Origin of the sequence: Bifidobacterium sp. UTBIF-78, from assembly GCF_006408945.1 — a bacterium.
Classification (GTDB): Bacteria; Actinomycetota; Actinomycetes; order Actinomycetales; family Bifidobacteriaceae; genus Bifidobacterium; species Bifidobacterium myosotis.
In genome coordinates, this window is record NZ_JFAO01000057.1 from 1 (window position 1) to 19,400 (window position 19,400).

General features: G+C 65.3%; 14 protein-coding genes and 1 pseudogene. 2 read left to right on the forward strand and 13 right to left on the reverse strand.

Translation table 11 applies throughout. The features are described from left to right. Window positions 1-73: 73 nt before the first annotated feature. Complete coding sequence (locus BG22_RS09910; protein WP_094667196.1) at window positions 74-982, forward strand: acyl-CoA thioesterase II; 909 nt, start codon at window positions 74-76, stop codon at window positions 980-982. 105 nt (window positions 983-1,087) lie between these two features. Here BG22_RS09910 and BG22_RS09915 read toward each other — a convergent pair whose 3' ends face one another. From BG22_RS09915 to BG22_RS09970, 12 genes and pseudogenes are all read right to left on the reverse strand, one after another. After that, the gene (locus BG22_RS09915) at window positions 1,088-1,615 is read right to left on the reverse strand and encodes a DUF3180 domain-containing protein (RefSeq protein WP_140495203.1); all 528 of its coding nucleotides are present in this window, start codon (window positions 1,613-1,615) and stop codon (window positions 1,088-1,090) included. Between the two features lie 190 nt (window positions 1,616-1,805). Next, window positions 1,806-3,350 carry a 2-amino-4-hydroxy-6-hydroxymethyldihydropteridine diphosphokinase gene (gene folK / locus BG22_RS09920; protein ID WP_140495204.1) on the reverse strand — a complete coding sequence of 515 codons (1,545 nt, stop codon included), beginning with the start codon at window positions 3,348-3,350 and terminating at the stop codon, window positions 1,806-1,808. A gap of 128 nt (window positions 3,351-3,478) precedes the next feature. Further along, the gene (folP, locus tag BG22_RS09925) at window positions 3,479-4,363 is read right to left on the reverse strand and encodes a dihydropteroate synthase (protein ID WP_140495206.1); all 885 of its coding nucleotides are present in this window, start codon (window positions 4,361-4,363) and stop codon (window positions 3,479-3,481) included. Between the two features lie 65 nt (window positions 4,364-4,428). Beyond that, window positions 4,429-5,064, reverse strand: coding sequence for a GTP cyclohydrolase I FolE (folE, locus tag BG22_RS09930; RefSeq protein WP_258186325.1), 636 nt, complete (start codon window positions 5,062-5,064; stop codon window positions 4,429-4,431). A 276-nt stretch (window positions 5,065-5,340) separates the two neighbouring features. Beyond that, complete coding sequence (ftsH, locus tag BG22_RS09935; RefSeq protein WP_140495208.1) at window positions 5,341-7,428, reverse strand: ATP-dependent zinc metalloprotease FtsH; 2,088 nt, start codon at window positions 7,426-7,428, stop codon at window positions 5,341-5,343. A gap of 3 nt (window positions 7,429-7,431) precedes the next feature. Next, entirely contained in the window at window positions 7,432-7,989 is a 558-nt protein-coding gene (hpt, locus tag BG22_RS09940; protein ID WP_140495210.1) for a hypoxanthine phosphoribosyltransferase, read from the reverse strand. Further along, window positions 7,976-9,115 carry a tRNA lysidine(34) synthetase TilS gene (tilS, locus tag BG22_RS09945; protein ID WP_140495212.1) on the reverse strand — a complete coding sequence of 380 codons (1,140 nt, stop codon included), beginning with the start codon at window positions 9,113-9,115 and terminating at the stop codon, window positions 7,976-7,978. Before tilS ends, hpt begins: the two co-directional genes overlap by 14 nt. A gap of 2 nt (window positions 9,116-9,117) precedes the next feature. Beyond that, complete coding sequence (locus BG22_RS09950) at window positions 9,118-10,617, reverse strand: D-alanyl-D-alanine carboxypeptidase/D-alanyl-D-alanine-endopeptidase (RefSeq protein ID WP_140495224.1); 1,500 nt, start codon at window positions 10,615-10,617, stop codon at window positions 9,118-9,120. 87 nt (window positions 10,618-10,704) lie between these two features. Continuing rightward, window positions 10,705-12,370: pseudogene (locus BG22_RS09955) on the reverse strand (ABC transporter permease). Then, complete coding sequence (locus BG22_RS09960) at window positions 12,367-13,479, reverse strand: ABC transporter ATP-binding protein (RefSeq protein ID WP_258186329.1); 1,113 nt, start codon at window positions 13,477-13,479, stop codon at window positions 12,367-12,369. Before BG22_RS09960 ends, BG22_RS09955 begins: the two are co-directional and overlap by 4 nt. A gap of 439 nt (window positions 13,480-13,918) precedes the next feature. Next, window positions 13,919-15,142, reverse strand: coding sequence for a glycosyltransferase (locus tag BG22_RS09965; RefSeq protein ID WP_140495214.1), 1,224 nt, complete (start codon window positions 15,140-15,142; stop codon window positions 13,919-13,921). Beyond that, window positions 15,142-16,875, reverse strand: a complete 1,734-nt coding sequence (locus BG22_RS09970) for an AI-2E family transporter (RefSeq protein WP_140495216.1) — start codon at window positions 16,873-16,875, stop codon at window positions 15,142-15,144. The genes BG22_RS09965 and BG22_RS09970 overlap by 1 nt, the downstream gene beginning before the upstream one ends. 150 nt (window positions 16,876-17,025) lie before the next feature. Here BG22_RS09970 and BG22_RS09975 point away from each other — a divergent pair, with 150 nt between their 5' ends. Next, on the forward strand, window positions 17,026-17,970 hold the full coding sequence (locus BG22_RS09975; RefSeq protein ID WP_140495218.1) for a glycosyltransferase family 2 protein: 945 nt from the start codon (window positions 17,026-17,028) through the stop codon (window positions 17,968-17,970). A 246-nt stretch (window positions 17,971-18,216) separates the two neighbouring features. Here BG22_RS09975 and fucO read toward each other — a convergent pair whose 3' ends face one another. Further along, window positions 18,217-19,368: a lactaldehyde reductase gene (fucO, locus tag BG22_RS09980; protein ID WP_140495220.1), complete on the reverse strand. Its 1,152-nt coding sequence runs from the start codon at window positions 19,366-19,368 to the stop codon at window positions 18,217-18,219. Between the last annotated feature and the right edge of the window lie 32 nt (window positions 19,369-19,400).

The following is a 19,400-nucleotide window of genomic DNA, read 5'->3' on the forward strand; positions in this document are numbered from 1 at the left end:
CCTCTCTTAACCGCCGATGCGTAAACTGCCAACCAGCAGCGAAAAACGAACCCTACACATGAATCGAGGAATCATGGCCCATACCGTCACCGTCACGCCGCTGGATCATCTGGTGAAGGTACTCACATTGGGCGAGCCTTCCGCATATCGCGACCATACCTATATCAACGGCGAAAGCCTCTACTTCCCCACTGGCCGCGTCTATGGCGGCCAAGTGATCGCCCAGTCGATGGTCGCCGCCTCCAAGACCGTGGCGCCCTCGCGTCTGCCGAATTCGATCCACGGCTACTTCATCGCGGCCGGCGACATCCGTCAGGATCTGTTGTTTGATGTGGAGACGCTGCGCGACGGCCGTTCGTTCTCCTCGCGCCGGGTCAACGTGACCCAGTCCGACGGACCGATCCTCACCGCCATCGCCTCGTTCCAGGAGGCCGGCCAGAAGGGCGTCGAATTCGCCGATCCGATGCCCACCGGACTGCCGGACCCGGAAACGCTCAAGTCCGCCAAGCAGCTGATGGAACCGTTCGCCGACAAATCGCCGTTCGCCGACTATTACGCCGAGAAGTCGCCGTTCGACATCCGCCACATCACGCCGACGATCATGCTTCGCCCCGACAAGGAATCCGCCGAGCGCGATTCCGGCAAGCAGATGGTGTGGATGAGGGCCGATGGCCATGTGGACGTGCCGCAGGTCATGCATCGTGCGATGCTGGCGCTCGGATGCGATCAGGTGATGATGGAGCCGGTGCTGCGTCGCGCCGGTCTGTCCATTGCGACGCCGGGCATCTCCTATGCCTCGCTCGACCACTCGATGTGGTGGTACCGCGACGTGGACATCAACCAGTGGCACCTCTACGTGCAGGACACGCCCACCGCCGCGCACGGCCGCGGGCTCGGGCTGGCCAAGGTCTACTCGCAGGACGGCGAGCTGGTGGCCGCCATCGCCCAGGAGGCCATGGTCCGCGTACCGGAATCGAAGTAGCGCCGGAGGCGGTCGGAAGCGAGGTCGCGGAGCAGCCGAGTAGCCAACCCGATATCACAGTGGCCTACAAGCAGTGGCCTACAAGCAGCAGGAGCCGCCGCCCGGTTACTGCTTGTATGCCTGCGCGGCGGACTGACGGCGTGCCGCCGCCTTGATCTTGGGGTTCTCCGGCCCCTCGTTCGGCGGGAGCTGGCACAGCCATTCGCCGATGATGCCGATGATCATGTCGGCCACGCACACCACGGCCGACACCGCGCATTCGATGATCGCGTCATGGTAGAACGGCGCCTCGAAATGCCCGACGCTCATAAGAATCTGACCACCATACCAGCCGGCGAGCGCCGCGCCCGCGAGTCCGAGCGCCTTGGCCAGCACCAGCGTGTACACCGCCATGGTCGGATTCACGAAGCTGTGCGGCCTCTTCTTGGAATCGGTGTTCGCGTATTTGTGCACTTGCAGTGCCATCACCAGCACCGCGACGCCCAGCACGGCGAGCAGGATGGCCACGATCCACGGCGCACCGATGAGCGACAGTCCGGAGCTCTCCCCATAGGAGGCCAGTCCGATGCCCGCCAGCAGGCCGAGTGCGACGGCGATCACATACTGCCACCATGGTGTCCGTCGTGCCTTCATCAATGCTCCTTACCTGTATGACTGACGTGTGTGACTGCGTGCAGAGCTGGGTACATGACCATACATATGGCCACGTACCCGACTGGCCGCGTACCCGCCACATGCGTGGCCGCAGGGCCGCGCGCGACTCCGCCGTATCCAGACTATCCTCCGGCCTGCCGCCACAGACGCGCACCCCGCGTCGTTTCGCTCAGCGCGGCGCGAGTATCCAATTATCGGACAGCAGCCCCACCTGTGCCGCATCCGGCGCCATGGCCAGCAGGAACGACACCGGATCGCCGCCGAGTGCGGCATTTGGGTCCATGTCGAGCCACGGGGCCAGTACCGAGGCATGCGAACGGGCGGACGGCCACGGTACACGACAGTCCGGCTCGTCCGCGACCACGCCCTCCATGTCCACCAGATCGAGGTCGAGAAGCCCTTCCTGGGCGGACTCGACGGTCCCCAACACGGCGATGAGGTCCGCAGCCGGCAGTTTGGTTTCGACGCGAATCACCGCGCTCATGGCATCCGGCCCATCGAAATGGGCCACATGGTACAGCGGCGAGATGCCCTCCACCTGATTGCCGGGGATGCCGTCGATGGTCACGATGGCCTCGCGGAACAGCCGTTCGGCGTCCGTGGAGGTGGAGTCCATCGAGATGACGGCCCAGCGGGAGACCGGCTCCGGTGACGACGGCATCGATGACGGCCGCGACGTCCCAGCCCCTGCGCCGGAATCCCCCATCGCATCCGATGCGGGTGACGGTTCCCGGTCACCATCGGAACGCCCGGCCAACATCCAGTCGTCGGCGACCAGCTTGACCGCATCCCGATCGGGAGCCGCGGCCAGCAGGTCGTGAACCAGCCCGCCATGCGCCCCGGCCAGACGCGCGTTGGGATCGAGCGCATGCCACGGCGCAAGCACGAAGGCACGCTGCCATGCGCGTGGGTGCGGCAACGCCAAGTCCTCGTCGGCGCTGGTGATGCCATCGAAGTCGATGATGTCCAGATCCAGCGGCCGGGAATCCCAATGATGCTCCCTGGTGCGGCCATGATCGGCCTCGATACCCTGCAATGCGGCCAGCAACGCGTGCGGACCCATCGTGGTCTCCAGCTCGACCACCGCGTTGAGGAAGTCGGGTGCCCCGTCCGCCATGCCCCACGCGGCGGTGCGGAACAGCGGGGAGATGCCGGTCACCTGCGTGCCGGGCAATCCGTCGATCTCCCGCACGGCGGCACGCAGCGTGGCGTCCACCTCGCCGATATTGCCGCCCAGCGCCACCACTGCCTTATGCATTCGCGCCGGAGCGTCCGTCACCGCCGGCACCACCGGCACCACCGATGTCGCAGCGGGCGACTCCGCAGCGTCTCCGGCCGGAACGCCCCACCCCGCCTCATCGCGCACGCGGGTGATGGACACGGACACGTCGCCGAAGGGCACGGTGATGGGCGCGTGCGGCTTGTGCACGGTCACATCCACCTTGACGACCGGCTTCATCGCCAACAGCCGATCGGCGATGAGCTGGGCCATCCTCTCGATGAGGTCCACATGGGGGCCTTCGATCACGGCGACGATCTCCTTGGCCGCGCGGCCGTAGTCCACGGTGTCGGCGAGGGCGTCGGTGCGACCTGCCGCGGCAAGGTCCAGATACAGCGTGGCGTCCGCGCTGAAGGTCTGGGCGCGCTCATGTTCAAAAGGCAGCACGCCGTGGGTGCCGTTGGCATGTACGCCGGTCAGTCGGATGATGTCCATATGATTCGCTTTCTGTCCTGACTCCGCCAGATGCGCTGATGATGCGCCGATACTACGTCGAACGTCGATGAGGTGCCTGACGCTGGGTCTATTCGGTCGATTCCGTCGATTCCGCTTATTCCGCCGGTTCAGTCCTGTGACTGCCGGTATGCGCGCCACACGTTGCCGGCGATGACGGCGGACCGGCTCGCGGCCACGTCGTGCACGCGCACGGCCCAGGCCCCGTGTTCCGCGCACATCGCGGACAGGCCGGCCGTCACCCCGTCACGGTCGGCCATCGTGGGCTCGTCCACGCCCGCCTCGGCCAGCATGGCGGAGATGAAGCGCTTGCGGGACTGTCCGATGAGCACCGGGTATCCAGTGGCGCGGAAGGTCTCGAGCCCGGTCAGCAGGGGCAGGTTGTGGCCGATGCCCGGCTTCGAGAATCCCAGACCGGGATCGATGATGATGCGTTCCGGTCGCACGCCCGCGGCCAGCACGCCATCCACCTGACGCATGAGTTCGTCGTGGACGTCCTGCAGCACGCCGTGCTCGTACACCGAGGTGTCCTGATCCGGGTTGGCTCCCTTGGAGCCGGCGAGCCAGCCGCGCCAATGCTGCACGATGTACAGGCAGTCGTGGTCGGCCACCACATGCGGCAGCTCGGCGTCGAGCGTGCCACCTGAGACGTCGTTGATGATCTGGGCGCCGCGTTCCAGTGCGGCGGCCGCCACCGAAGCGCGGGTGGTGTCGATGGACAGCACTGCGCCGGCGGGGATCAGCGCCTCGACGGCGCCGGTGATGCGCCGGTGCTCATCCTCCTCGGAGACGCGCTTGGCGCCGGGCCGGGTGGATTCGGCGCCGATGTCGATGATGTCCGCTCCGGCGGCCATCATGTCGCGCCCGTGCTGGGCGGCCTTGTCCGGGTCGAGCCACAGCCCGCCATCCGAGAACGAGTCCTCGGTGATGTTGAGCACGCCCATCACCAGGGTGTGCTCAACATCGTGCAATGCCTGCAGATTCACATCAGTCATGTTTTCCCTCCTGTATCACGCGTGTACACCCGTTCATGCCCGCTTACGCATCGGCCGGCACGCGGTCACCGATCAAGTATCAGGCTCATGGCCTCGGCGCGGGTGGCGGGGTTGCGCAGCAGACCGCGCACCGCCGAGGTGACCGTGCGTGCGGAGGACTTCCTGACGCCGCGCATCGACATGCACAGGTGTTCGCATTCGGTCACCACGATCACACCGCGCGCACCGGCGTATTCGACCAGAGCATCGGCGATCTGCTGGGTGAGGCGCTCCTGCACCTGCGGCCGGCGCGCGTACACCTCCACCAGACGGGCGAGTTTGCTCAGGCCCATCACGCCGTCCTTGGCGGGGATGTAGCCCACATGGGCCACGCCATGGAACGGCAGCAGGTGATGCTCGCACACCGAATACAGTTCGATGTCCTTGACGAGCACCAATTCGTCGGTGTCCACGTCGAAATGCTTCTCCAGCACATCAGCCGGGGACGCGCCGAGTCCCGCGAACAATTCGCGGCCGGCGCGCGCGATGCGGTCCGGGGTCTCCCTCAATCCCTCGCGATCAGGGTCCTCGCCGATGGACTTCAGGAACAGGCGTACGGCCTCGCGCACGCCGTCCTCGTCGTAGTGCGCTTCCCGGGGGTTGCGGGACTCCAGAGACTCCAAGGGCTCCTCGGAGTTCGGCTCATTCGTGATCTCGCTCATCTTCTCTCCATTTCCGCTTATCCATCCACTATGCCACCGATACGCCGCCATATGGGCGCAGCGGCCGCCCGTCAGCCCGTATCGGTCGTGGACAGGACCGCACTCCGGCGCCCGGTCGCGATGGCCGCGCTGGCCGCGCTGGCCAAACGCGACGGTCACACCGGCCAGCCGCGGCGGCCACTGACGGCCAAACGCACGGGCCCGCAGTCTGTTTGCATGATACAAGTCAGACTTGCGGGCCCGTGTTTCGACGCATTGTTCCCTCGCGGGGCGACGTCACTCCCCGGTCTTCATACCGACCGAACGCTTGAGGCTCTCCGGAATCTCCACCGGCGGCCTGTCCGAATCGGGGCGGCGGTCGTTGGAAAGCCACACCGGACGAACCGGCGCCTTCTTGATCGGCGCGAAAATCTCGGCGAGTTCCTTCTCGTTCAGCGTCTCCTTGACGAGCAGCTGGCGCACGAGTTCGTCGAGGATATCACGGTTGTCGTTGATGATGTTCCACGCCTCGGTGTGCGCGGTCTCCACAAGCTGCAGCACTTCCGCGTCGATGGTCTCGGCGGTGCGCTCGGAATACTTGTGCGGGCCCAGACCGTCGAAGTCGGAGCTTTGTTCGTCATCGTCCGCCCACTTGATGGCGCCGAGCTTGGTGGAGAAGCCATACTGCGTGATCATCGTGCGGGCGATCTTCGTGGCCTTCTCGATGTCGTTCGACGCGCCGGTGGTCGGGTCGTGGAACACGATCTCCTCGGCGGTGCGGCCGCCCATCGCGTAGGCCATCTGGTCGAGCAGCTGGTTGCGCGACTGCGAGTATCGGTCGGAGGTAGGCATCACGGCGGTGTAGCCGAGCGCGCGGCCTCGCGGCAGGATGGTCACCTTGGTCACCGGGTCGGTGTCGTGCAGCGCGGCGGCGACCAGCGCATGGCCACCCTCGTGGTATGCGGTGTTGCGCAGCTCGTCAAGGGCCATGCCCTTGGACTTGCGGCGCGGACCGGCCTGCACGCGGTCGATGGCCTCGTCGATGGCACGGTTGTCGATGAGCTGGGCGCCGGCACGGGCGCACAGCAGCGCTGCCTCATTGAGCACGTTGGCGAGGTCCGCGCCGGTGAAGCCCGGCGTGCGCACAGCCACCATGTGCAGGTCCACGTCCGGCACGAACGGCTTACCCTTGGCGTGCACCTTGAGGATCGCCTCGCGGCCTTCGAGGTCCGGCGCGGCCACGCCCACCTGACGGTCGAAACGGCCCGGGCGCAGCAAGGCGGGGTCAAGCACGTCGGGACGATTGGTGGCGGCGATGATGATGAGGTTGGTGTCGTTGTCGAAGCCGTCCATCTCCACGAGCAGCTGGTTCAGGGTTTGCTCGCGCTCGTCGTGGCCGCCGCCCATGCCGGAGCCGCGCTTGCGGCCCACGGCATCGATCTCGTCGATGAAGATGATGGCGGGCGCGTTCTTCTTGGCCTCGTCGAACAGGTCGCGCACACGGGAGGCGCCAAGGCCGACGAACATCTCGACGAAGTCGGAGCCGGCCATCGCGTAGAACGGCACGCCCGCCTCACCGGCGATGGCACGCGCGAGCAGGGTCTTACCGGTTCCAGGGGGACCGTAGAGCAGCACGCCGCGCGGGATGCGTGCGCCCAGAGCCTTGTACTTGGACGGGTCCTTGAGGAAGTCCTTGATCTCCTCGACCTCGGCGAGCGCCTCGTCCTCACCGGCCACATCGGAGAACTTGGTGGTTGGCGTCTGGCCTTCGAGCAGCTTGCCGTTGTTCTTGCGGCCCATGCCCATCATGCCGGACGCGCCGCCCATACGGCTCATAAGCCACCAGAACAGGGCGAAGAAGATGATGAACGGCAGGATGGAGGTGAGCAGATAGCTCAGCATGCTCGTCTGCTGGATGTTGGAGGTCCAGCCCTTGGAAAGGTCGCCGTTCTCGACGGCCTTGGCCACCTGCGCGCCCTGTGCGAAGGTGTAGTAGAACTGCACGTCCTTGCCGTAGTTGGTGGTCTTGCCGGTGTCCGGGTTCTTCTTGGTGAAGTCGTCCTTGAGCTCGAGGCGGACCACCTGCTTGTTGTCGGTGATCTCGGCGTAGGTGGCCTTGCCCTGGTTGAGCAGCGCGAAGCCGTCCTTCGTATCGATGGTCTTGGTGCCCGCACCGGCGAACATCTGGAACATCAGCACGCACATGACCACCAGCACCGCGCCCCACAGCCATGGTGACTGCCAGAACGGGCGGTCGCCGTTGTTGCCGTTGCCGCCCTTGCCGCCGCCCCGGTTGAAGGGGTTGGTGAACGGGTTGCCGTTATTGCGGTTGTTCGGGTTCGGGTTGTTCCCGTTGCCCGGCCCAGGACCCTGGGGGAAGCTCATACGTTATTCTCCTTGGTACACGGACGGCTTGAGGACCGCGATGGATTCGAGATTGCGGTAGCGCTCGTCGTAATCGAGACCGAAGCCCACCACGAATTCGTCGGGAATCTCAAAACCGGCGTACTTCACGTCCACGTCCACCTCGCGGCGGGAGGGCTTGCTCAGCAGCGCGAACACATCCACGGAGGCGGCACCGCGGCGCTTGAGCTCCCCGACCAGCCAGGCGAGCGTGTTTCCTGAATCGATGATATCCTCCACGATGAGAATGTGCCGGCCGCGAACATCGGCGGACAAATCCTGGCGGACCGTCACCTGACCGCTGGACACGGTACCCGAGCCATAGCTCGAAAGGCTCATGAAATCAATCTGCACGGGGATGCTCATGGCCTGGGAGAACTCCACCATCGTGTTCACGGCACCCTTGAGCACCGCCACCAGCAGGGGGTTCTTGCCTCGGTAATCCTCGCTCGCCCGAGCGGCGACCTCGCGGATTTTGGCATCGATCTGTTCACGGCTGACCAGCTCGTGGTCAATATCTTCACTAACGTCAGCGATTCGCATGCGCTCCATCTTGGCACACGCGAATGACGTGTTTCTTGCGATTCGCTGAATAACCTCTGGGAAGACGCACGGCACCCTGACCGTGCCAATCGGTGACGAGCCGGCCGATGGCGTCCACCTGCGCGGCCCCCGCGGCAATCCCCGCCCGTTCCAACGCGTGGGCGATCACCCTAGCCCTGATCGCCGGATGCTCGGCCTCCAGCATGCGGGCGTCGATCGTCAGCACGGTCTCCCCGTCAAGAGCCGTCGCCATACCGCCGTCGATTACAGGAGAGGCGGCCGGTTCGCCGGCGAACGTGACCGCGCGCGCCATCACGCGGTCCGCGCATTCGTCCAGATAATCCTTGTCCCGCCGGGCAAGCTCCGCGCTTTCGGCGAGATGACGGGTCACGTCGCCGCCGGCGAACCGCGCGATGGCGGGCAGCAGGTCATGCCGGACGCGCGAACGCAGCGGGTAGTCGCGCGGCAGTTCGCCGACGACCGACTCGCCGTTGGTCGGGTCATCCCAATATTCAAGGTCGAAATCGGCGCAGATACCGGTGGTGTCGACACGCGCGAGCGCGAGCCACGGGCGAAGGAACGCGACTCCGCCGCGCGCGAAGGAGGCCGGCATGCCGGCGAGCGCATCGGTGCCGCGATTGCGCAGCAGTCCGATGAGCATCGTCTCCGCCTGATCGTCCATGGTGTGGGCCAGCAGCAACGCGGCGGCATGGCTTTCGTGCGCCACGGCCACGAGTTCGCGGTACCGGGCCTCGCGGGCCGCCGCCTCCGGCCCCTCTCCGCTCTCTCGCACGGCAATCGGGCGAACGAGGACCGGGGCAAGGCCGAGCGTCCGGCAACGCGAAGCCGCTGCTTCGGCGATCCGGTCCGAGCCGTCCTGCATCCCGTGATCGACAATCACCGCGCCGCAACGCAGCCCCAACGAGGCGCAGACGATACGGGCGACCGCCGCCAACGCCATCGAATCACGGCCTCCCGAGCAGGCCACCAGCACCAGCGGCGCATCCTCGGCCGCCGCATGCTCGCCATGACGGGCGAACTCGGGCGACTGCCGTTCCAGTCCGGCCTCGGCCAGCGCGGCGCGCAACAGACCCACCGCCTTGCGCAGTCGTGCAGTGTACGGCATGTCTACAACCCCGCCAGCTTGGTGATGAAGGCGTCGATGGCGCTGCGGGCCGCATCCATGTCCTCCGGATTGTTCACCACCACGGCGAAGGCGAGCGCTCCCCCATTCGTGCGAGACACATTGCCAGCCATCGAGGTGACGCTTGCGAGGCTGCCGGTTTTGACGCGCAGCAGCCCGGCCACCGCCTCGTCGTCGTAGCGGTATTGCGCGGTGCCCACCAGTCCGGCGATGGACAGTCCCTCGGCCGCGGCCGCCGCGCCTCCGGCCGTCAGGTTCCGCTGCTGCACGGCGGCCAGCGTGCGCACGGTGAGTTTGGAATCGGGCGACAGGCCGGAGCAGTCGGCCATGGTGAGACCCGATGTGTCGATGCCGAGCCCGTCCAGTACGTCGTGGACGGCCTTGGTGCCGCCGGCGGGAGTGTTCTGCGCGCCGGTGGCCAGTGCGGTGAGCCGGCCGAACTCCTCGGCGAGCGTGTTGTCGGAATGCCGCAGCGTGAAAGCCAGAATCTCGGCGAGCGTGGCGGAGCTCACCGAGGCGATCGGACTGACGCCGGCGGGCGTGGAGCCCTCCGTCGGCGCGCCGTCCACGGTGATGCCCTGTTCGGCGAGCAACGCGGCGAACCGCTCGGCCACGTCGGCGGCCGTGTGTTGCGAAAGCTCCGGGTATCCGCCAGAATCATCCGGATTGGCGGGCGCTGGCAGGGCGTCCGTATATTGGCGTCCTCCGTCGATGGCCATCGACGAGACCGGCGTGTAGTACATCGTGTAATCGCCCGAGGTCACGTCCCCGGTGCCATCGGACGCCCTGAGCCCCGCCGGCACACGCTCCTCGCCGAACAGGGAGTCGTCATAGTCGAGCCGCACGGTGTCGATGCCGCGTTGCGTAAGGGCCAACGCCACTGACCCGGCGAGTGTGGCAAGCCCCGCGCGTCCGTTGATATGGTCGGGGTCGGATGTGCCCGCCCCCAGCAGCATGTCGCCGTTGCCCTTGAGCGTCAGGGTGTTTCCTCCATCGGTCTGGGTCAGGAACACCTGGGTGTCCAACGTGGAGGCCATGTTGAGCGTGGACGAAGCGGCGAGCGCGGTGAGCGTCTTCATCGTGGAGGCGGGCTCGCGCGCGGTGCCGGCCTCATGTTCCGCGGCCACGGCGCCTTGGGCGTCCTCGATGATCACCGAGACGTCCGATCCGACGCCTTCGGCCGCAAGCAGTTCGTCCACGAGTCGGGCGGCGGCCGTCGCATCGATGGGCTTGGCCGCATCAAAATCGCCGGCGATGGTCGCACCGGCCTTCGCCGTGGCCGGATCAGCGAACGCCGGCTCGCTCACATTCGTCAGCGTGAGCGGACCGGGGAGAACGTCCGTGACATCGGCGACGCAGTAGCCGGCGAACAGGGCGATGGTGACCAGCGAGGAGATGGCGACGGTGAGCTGCCGACGATGAGAATACCGGACGGAACGCTGGGTTTCTCGCCGCTGACGACGTGACACCGCTGTGGATACCATCATGCTCCTTCATGGTCGGCTCGCCGGGCCTCGAGACCGGCCGGCTCTTGCGGACCGCCATGGGTCGGGCCGGACGGCACGGGACCGTCAATGCTGCAATGATGCGAACGAGTCGAGCGTGGAGACGATCGAGAGCATTCGCGCATCCAACAGCTTACCGCCGATCCACGTCCCAAGCACGAGCATGACGACGCCATTGGCCAGCGCGACCGGTATGAGCACCCAATACGAGAACGATATCTCACCGATGGCGACGAGCACGATCGCCACGATGCCGGTGGGCAGCAACAGCAACAGCGAGCCGAACAGATAGGCGAACGGGAAGAACCCCTGGGCCACGGCACGCCCCCTGCGGCGAGGAGAACGGCTTGTCCATGGAGGGAACCGGATACATCAGCACGCATGAGGTGACCTCGGCCATTCCCAGACCGCAGAAGGCCTCGGCAAGGCCAATAGCCCAGAACAGGACGCCGATGAGCCTGTGCTCGGGGTCGGACCAGTCCCCTGTGAACACGGCGATGGCGATGGCGAGAACCGTGAGGTAGACCGTGGCAATGAGCACATAGACCCGGGCTCGCCCGCGCCGGTCGTCAATGCCTCGCACCCCGGCAATGACCTGCATCGTGAAACCGCGGCCGTCGTAGGACAGGCCGTTGCTCTCCGCAATGGACAGCATCCACCCGGACCAGATGAGCGCCTGCCAGACCATCATGCTTTCGCCCCGCGATTGCAGGCCGAAGATGACCGCGAAGAACACCGGCATCGCGAACAGCATGGCCTGACGCGGGTCGCGCCTGAGATAGGTGACCAAGCGCGCGGAGACGGCGCCGGACACCGAATCGGGCATCCAGCCGAACGCGCCGATGCCCTTGGCGGTGACGGTGCGGGTCGCGGCGCCGGTGGTCAGCCGTTCATGGCGCAGGCACCAGGTGCAACCGGCGAAGCAGACCACCCATGTCGCGACGAGCACCGCCACACGGCCCAGCAGGAGGAGCGGGCTGCCGAACGCCGCGTCGAAGGGGATCTGGAAGGCGGCGGCGAGCGGCGTCCAGGCCATGACCTGCATGACAGGCTTCAAGGACTCGGGATCGAAGTCGCTGACGCCTCCGTTGCTGACCAGAATATTGGGAATCTGGCATGCGGTGATGAACAGCAGGATCACGACGATGTAGAACACGCCTTTGCCGCGTTTGGACGTGATGAGCGTGGTGGACAGCGCGAGCAGCAGCTTGGACAGGCTCATCATCGTGATCACGGTCAGCGGCGCTGCAATCAGGGCGGCGACCACCGCGGCGGGACCCATCGCACGGTAGGCGAACGCCCATACCATGAAGCCGATGAGACCGGTGATGGCCGGCACGCCGGACAGTCCCGACGCGAGCAATCCGAACTGGAGCTCACGGTCGGGTATGCCATAGAGTGCGAATTTCTGCGGGTTCATCGTGGAGCCTTCGCCCAGCAGCATGAGCTGGACCACGCCGACCATCAGCGTCAGGCTTGCGCCAAGGAACACCACCGCGATGTTGACGACGCCGGAGGGGCCGAGGATATTGATGGGTGGCTCGCCCGGATGGAGTTGCGCGGATGGAGGCAGCAGTCCTACAGCCAAGGCGACCACCGCCGTGCTGGCAATTGCGACGAGCCCCAGCATCATGGCCATGATGTAGCCCACGGTCTGCCATACGGACTTCCTGAGCGCGGCCCAGGTCAGGGCCCAACGCAGACGGACCAGCGTGCGTGCGGTGGCGATCATCGCGCACCCGATTCGTTCGATGGCGCACCCGATGGCGCGCCCGGCCCAGGCTGCGCAGCCGCAGGGTCCGAGGCCGTCGCGCCCGCAGCGCCGCGACCGTCGGGGGCGATGCCGTCGTCGGCGTTGCCAACAGGAGCGCCGACAGGTGCGCCAGCGAGAGCGCTAACGGAGTCGCGGGCACCGCCGTCGAGCCAAGCGAGGTGGGCGGCTTCATGGCGGCCGCCGACCAGTTGGAGGAACCGGTCCTCAAGGTCCTCGCCGGCCGCCACCTGCTCGACCGTACCAGCCGCGCACACTTGACCGTTGTTGACCACGGCCACATGTGTGCACATCCGCTCGACCAAGGCCATGACGTGCGAGGAGATGATCACCGTGCCGCCTGTCTTGGCGTATTCGACGAGGATGTCCTTGAGATTCGCGCTGGAGACCGGGTCCACGGACTCGAACGGCTCGTCGAGCACCAGAATGCGCGGGCTGTGGATCATCGCCGAGGCCAGACAGATCTTCTTGGTCATACCGGCCGAATAATCGGTGACCATCGTGTTGGCGGCCTGGGCCAGATCGAAGGCGCCCAGCAGGTCCTTGGCGCGGGAGGCGGCCTCGGCACGCGGCATGCCACGCAGCATGCCCGAATAGACGAGCAGCTGCATGCCGGTGAGCCGGTCGAAGATCTGGTCGGGTTGGGGCATCACGCCGATCATGCGTTTGACCGCGTTCACGTCGCTCCACACGTTGCGGCCCAGAATCATCGCAGTGCCGGCGTCCGGCACCAGAAGTCCGGTGACCATGTTGAGCGTGGTCGTCTTGCCCGCGCCATTGGGGCCGACGAGCCCGTAGAACGAGCCGACCGGGATGTCAAGGGCAAGGCCGTTGACGGCGACCTTGCGGTCGAAGCGCTTGAACAGGCCTCGGATGGACACCGCAGCGGTCGGATCGGGCGGCCAAGCCTGTGCGGCGGGTGCGTACTGCGGCTGAACCTGCGGCTGCGCAGTCGGACCTGCCGGCACAGGCTGTCCCGGCTGCACAGCCTGTCCTGCTGTCACATACTGCGGCTGCGCAGTCGAACCTGACGGCACCGGATTCGGCTGGACGGGGTATGGTTGCGGCATCTCCTGCGCTGGAGACCGCTGGAAATCGACATTCCCAAGGCTATTGTCTAGTCTCATGATTTTACAATAGTCCGCCCGGACCGAATCCCGCAGTATTTCCCGGTGAATTCTGGGTATATCCGCACCATCTGCGGGGCCCGTTTCGCGGTTCTGGGCATATCCGTACCACGAAACCATCGATTCCCGGTGTTTCGTGGTACGGATATGCCCAGAACCTCTGTCATGTACCCGACATGCCCAGAATAACTGGTACGTATATGCCCAGAACCGCCCTGAAACAGGTCGGGAGGGAGCAGGTTAGGACAGGAGCGATGGCTGGGAAGCCATATTTAACCGGGTCAAGTCAGTCCTGCGATTATGGACTTCGCTTCGTGAGGACTCAATCCTGCCTTCACTCGGGACTACGCCAGTCGGAACCGGCCGGGAACTTCCTTGGTGCTCAGCCCTTGTGCGTGATCGGCTTCCACTGGGCCTTGGCGAAGATGGCCTGGAAGGAGATGGGCACGTAGCTCAGCATGTAAATCGGGAAGCTCAGCACGTAGGCCAGCAGCTCCTTGTTGGTGGCACCGATCTGGTCGCGCTCCACGATGATGGTGAGTGCGGCCAGGGCCATCAAACCCAGAACCGACGTCACGATGCCGTTCGACCATCCGGCGAGCGACTGGAGCTGGCTGGCCCAGCTGACGAACCCGAACGCGGCGAACAACACTCCCATGAGCATGCGAATCACGCCGAGCACGGTGAACGGGCAGAGCATCAGCGTGAAGTCGATGCAGGAGAAGTCACGCTCGCGCACCGCACGCTTGAGCAGCGCCGGCCCATAGTAGCGGAATACCTGCAGGAATCCCTTGCTCCAGCGCAGGCGCTGACGCCAGCTCTGCGCGAAGGTGACCGGCTGCTCGTCATAGAGGATCGCGGTGCCGCAGTAGCCCACGCGGTCGCCGTGCAGAATGGAGTCCATCGTGAATTCGAGGTCCTCGGTGAGCAGATGGAACTTCCAGCCCTTGTTGCGCTTCATGATCTCGCGGGAGAACATGAAGCCGGTGCCGCCCACATGGCAGGAGGAGCCGAGAATCATACGCGAGTTGGACAGGAAACGGGATTCGCGGATGAACCACAGGGCCGAGCCGGAGGAGACCCAGTTGTCGGCGAGGTTCACCGAGTTGCGGTAGCTGGTCAGGATCTTGAAGCCGGCGCAGAAGGCCTTGTTCATCTCCTCGAAGTAGTGCTTGTCGAGTTTGTTGTCGGCGTCGAAGACGAAGTAGGCGTCGTAGTCGTCGGCCACGCCGGTGTCGAGCATGTGCGTGAGCAGGTAGCTCAGCGCATAGCCCTTGCCGACCTGTTCGAGATTGTGGCGTTCGACCACATGGCATCCTCGGGCGCGCACCACATCGGCGGTGTGGTCGGTGCAGTTGTCCGCCACGAGCCAGATGTCGATGAGTTCGGACGGATAGGTCTGCGCCCGGATGGAGTCGATGAGGTTGCCGATCACGTTCTCCTCGTTGCGCGCGGAGATGAGCACGGCGTACCGCGTGGTCATCGGCGCCTCGGGGAAGCGCACGGGCTTCGCGAACAGCGACATGACGATGCAGACGGCCTGGTAGACCACGCCGGCGCCGCCCACGATCATCAGCAGGATGTCAAGTACGGTCAGCAGCGTCATCAGCGCCACCCCGCTCGCGGATTGCCGGGGGTCGCCGTGTCACGCCCGTCGGACGAGCCACGATTGCCGGAGTCACTGGAATCATTGGGCTCATTGGACTCATTGGAATCAGAAGAATCATCGGAATCATCGGCACCCGGAGCGTCCACGGCATTCGCGGCATCGTCGTACCTGCCGGATGAACCGCCATGCAGATGCATCGGCTGCGGGATGCCTTCGGTGTCGGGCACGTCGCCGTCACCGGCAGCGTCGGCCCCGCCGGTGCCACGCAGGCCCAGACCCTTGCGCGCGTTGGCCGACAGCACGTTCTTCGGGATGGCCACGGTGGCGGAATCGTCCGTGCCCGACTCGTCGGTCTCGTGTTCGGGGATGGCGTAGATCTGCTCCTGCAGAAGACGCAGCTCCTCGTTCATCGGCACCCGGCTGCTCGTGCCCTTGGCGGCGCGCGGCATGTGCTCGCCAATCGGCTGCAGCACATGCTCGCCGAACGCCTCGGATGCGGCGATGATCTTGGACTTCTTGCCGGTCGGGTCGTTCATCAACGGGGAGTCGACCAGGTCGTACCGCTTCGTGTACACGCGGAAGATCGCCTGGATGGAGGCGGTGACCGGCAGCGCGAGGAAGGCGCCGAGCGCGCCGAACAGCGAGCCGAACGCCAGCACGGCCAGGAAGGCGACGGCGGCGTTGATGTCCATCGTGCGCTGGGAGATCTTCGGCGAGAGGATCAGGTTCTCGATCTGCTGGTAGACGATGATGAACACCAGCACGGCCACGGCGTACGGCCATCCGCGGTTGACGAAGGCGAAGAGCACCGGCAGCGCGCCGCCGATATAGGTGCCGACCGTGGGGATGAACTGGGAGACCACGCCGCAGAACAGGGCCAGCGGCATCCAATAGGGAATCTGCAGCACCTCGAGGAAGATGGCGGTGCATGCGGCGTTGATGAGCGCCAGAATCGAACGCGAGAACAGGAACGACGAGATCTGGCCCTGCACCACGGTCCACACCAGCAGGAACCGGCGCTGTGTGGCGGGCGCCAGCCACTGGCAGAACGAGCGGCGCAGCTTGGGGCCGGCGGCGGAGATGTAGTACGTGGTCATGACCACGGTCATGAGGTTGAGCAGGAACGCGAACAACCCACCCACCGTGCTCATCGCGGTGCCGGCGAAGTCCGTGACCCAGGAGGTCTGGATGTTGTTGAGGATTTCGGAGCCGAGGCTGTTGATCTCCGGCAGCTTGAACGTGGCATACTGGTCCACCCAGTCGCGCATCTGCTCGTACATGGCGGGCAGTCCACGCACCATGGCGAACATCTGCTGGACGAACATGTTGCCGAACAGCGTGAACAGCGTCACGATGATCACGGCGAGTCCCACCAGCGAAATCGCCGATGCGGCGCCACGTTTCCAGCCGTGCGCCACCATCGTCACCACCAGCGGTTCGACGGCGAGCGCGAGGAACAGCGAGATGATGATGTCCAGCACGAGGTAGGAGATGTCACCCCAGCTGCGCCAGCAGAACGCGAACACCACGATGGCGATGGCCACGTACAGCAGCGCGCGGCTGAACCATTCCGGAGGCCGGCGCGGGTCGCCTTTGGCCGGGAACAGTGTGCCGAAGTCGATACGGTTCTCGTCGCCGGACGGGGCCGATTGCCCCGTCTGTCCGGCGTTCGTTGTGTCATTCGTATCCGGTCTGACGGTGTCGTTCAGATTGCGCGCGCGTTCGCTCATGGCTCCCCATTGTAGCGAGCGCCACGAAGAGCGCGGGAGTCTCGGTATTGGCGAACGCCAGACGCCGGCTTGCCGAACTGTCGATTAACCGCAGGAATCGAAACAGGGAAATCAGCTCGCGCGTACACCCGCTTCCCTATCCTTGGCAGTATGCTCAACGTTTCGATTGTCATCCCCGCGTGGAACGAAGCCGAACGCATTCGCGACTGTCTGCTCAACGCCACCCGTCAGACCGTCATGCCATACGAAGTGCTGGTGGTGGACAACCGCTCGACCGATGAGACGTGCGCGATCGTGAATCGGTTCATCGAGGAGCACCCGGATGCCCCAGTGAAGCTGCTGCACCAGAACGACGAGCAGGGGCTCATTCCGACCCGCAACTACGGTCTGAACGCCGCCACGGGCGACGTGCTGGGCCGTTTCGACGCCGACTGCATGATCCGCCCGGATTGGGTGGAGGTGGTCTCCGGCATCTTCACCGAGGACCCGGCGGCGATGGGCGCCACCGGACCGGTGATGTACTACGACATGCCGTCCCGTCATTTCGGGCTGAAGGGCGACAACTCGCTGCGCAAGCGCATCTACCGCGCGGACGGCGGCCAGCCGCTGCTGTTCGGCTCGAACATGGCATTGCGTGCCTCCGCGTGGCGCGAGATCGCCGGCGAGGTGTGCCGCGACAAGGCCGATGTGATGCATGAGGATATCGACATCTCCCTGCACCTGCTGGGCAAGGGACTCAAGACCGTCTACTCGCCCCGGATGATCGCGGCGATGAGCGCCCGGCGCATGGATACGTCGCTCAGCTCGTTCCTCAATTACATGCGTCGATTCAAGAACACGTTCGACGCGCATCCGCAGCATTGGCGCAAGCACAAGCCGGAGCTGCTGTTCACCGCCATGTATCCGGCCATGCATCTCTTCTACCCCGTATGGCAGAAGGTGCTGAGCACTGCGGACATCAACCCCGCCGAGGCGGCGTGGATCAACGAGCAGATGGAGCTCGCCGAGTCGCAGGGCAAGCAGCTCTACGACGAGACCCCCACCGACGAGGAATACGACGAGAAGCACGGCGAGCAGGACGCTAGAGGCGAATAGGCTGCTAGATGAGTCGCGACGTCTGAGGATTGCGGCGACGACAATTCGTGGCACCGGGAATCTGTTGGTCAGGCCCTTATCACTTCACCCCCTCGATTGGCCCCTCAATCAACCCCTCACATGACATTGGCTCCTCTCCTGTACGGGATGTACGGGAGAGGAGCCAATCATCACATCGAACACCGCCGCAGACGATACCCGACCAGCCCAGCTGATCTGGGAATCATCGCCTGTGCGGCCCGATCATCACATCAGCGACTTGTAGATGGCGAGGATGTCCTCTTCGGTGGCCTTGCGCGGGTTGCCCGGCGTGCACACGTCGTTGAAGGCGTCGTGGGCGAGCGGGGCCAGATCGGCCTCGGTGGCGCCCACTTCGGAGATTGTGGTCGGGTTCTTGAGGTCCACGGTCAGCTTGTGCACGGCCTGCACGGCCTCCTCGCGCACGGTCTCGAGGTCGCCGGTGTAGGCGTCAGCCACACCGAAGGCGTCCGCGATATCGCGGTACTTCTCACCGGTGAAGTCCTTGTTGTATTCCATGACCGGGGCCAGCAGGATGCCGTTGGCCACGCCGTGGGCCACGCCCAGACGGCCGCCCAGCGGGTGGGCCATGCCGTGCACCAGGCCGAGGCCGACGTTGGAGTAGGCCATGCCGGTGATGTAGGAGGCGTAGGCCATCTGCTCGCCGGCCGGCACGTCGCCGTCGGCGGACTTGGCCAGGTTCTTCGCGATCATGCGGATGGTCTGCATCGACAGGCAGTCGGACAGGCTCCACGCGCCCGGCGTGATGTATCCCTCGATGGCGTGGGTCAGGGCGTCGAGGCCGGTGGCCACCTTGAGGCCACGCGGCATGGAGTCGGTCAGATCCGGGTCCACGAAGGCGACGATCGGGATGTCGTGCGGGTCGACGGCCACGAACTTGCGCTTGTTCTCGGTGTCGGTGATCACGTAGTTGATGGTGGTCTCGGAGGCGGTGCCTGCGGTGGTCGGCACGCCGAAGATCGGCACGGACGGGTTCTTGGTGTCGGCCACGCCCTCAAGCGAGAGCACGTCGGCGAATTCCGGGTTCGCGGTGATGATGCCGATGCCCTTGCAGGTGTCCTGCGGGGAGCCGCCGCCCAGACCGATCAGGAAGTCGGCGCCGGAATCGGCGAACTTGGCCACGCCGTCCTTGATGCATTCGACCGGCGGGTTCGGCTTGACGTTGGAGAAGACCTCGTAGGGCAGGCCGGCCTCGTCCAGAACCTTGGTGACCTTCTCGGCGGTGCCGGTCTCGAGCAGGACCGGGTCGGTCACGATGAAGGCCTTGGTGAATCCATGCTGCTTGGCAACGGCCGGAATCTCCTTGATGGCGCCACGGCCGAAGTATGCGGTCTGGTTGAAAATCATGCGATAGACCATAAGGGCTCTCCTTTTGAGCTGATGTTTTGTGG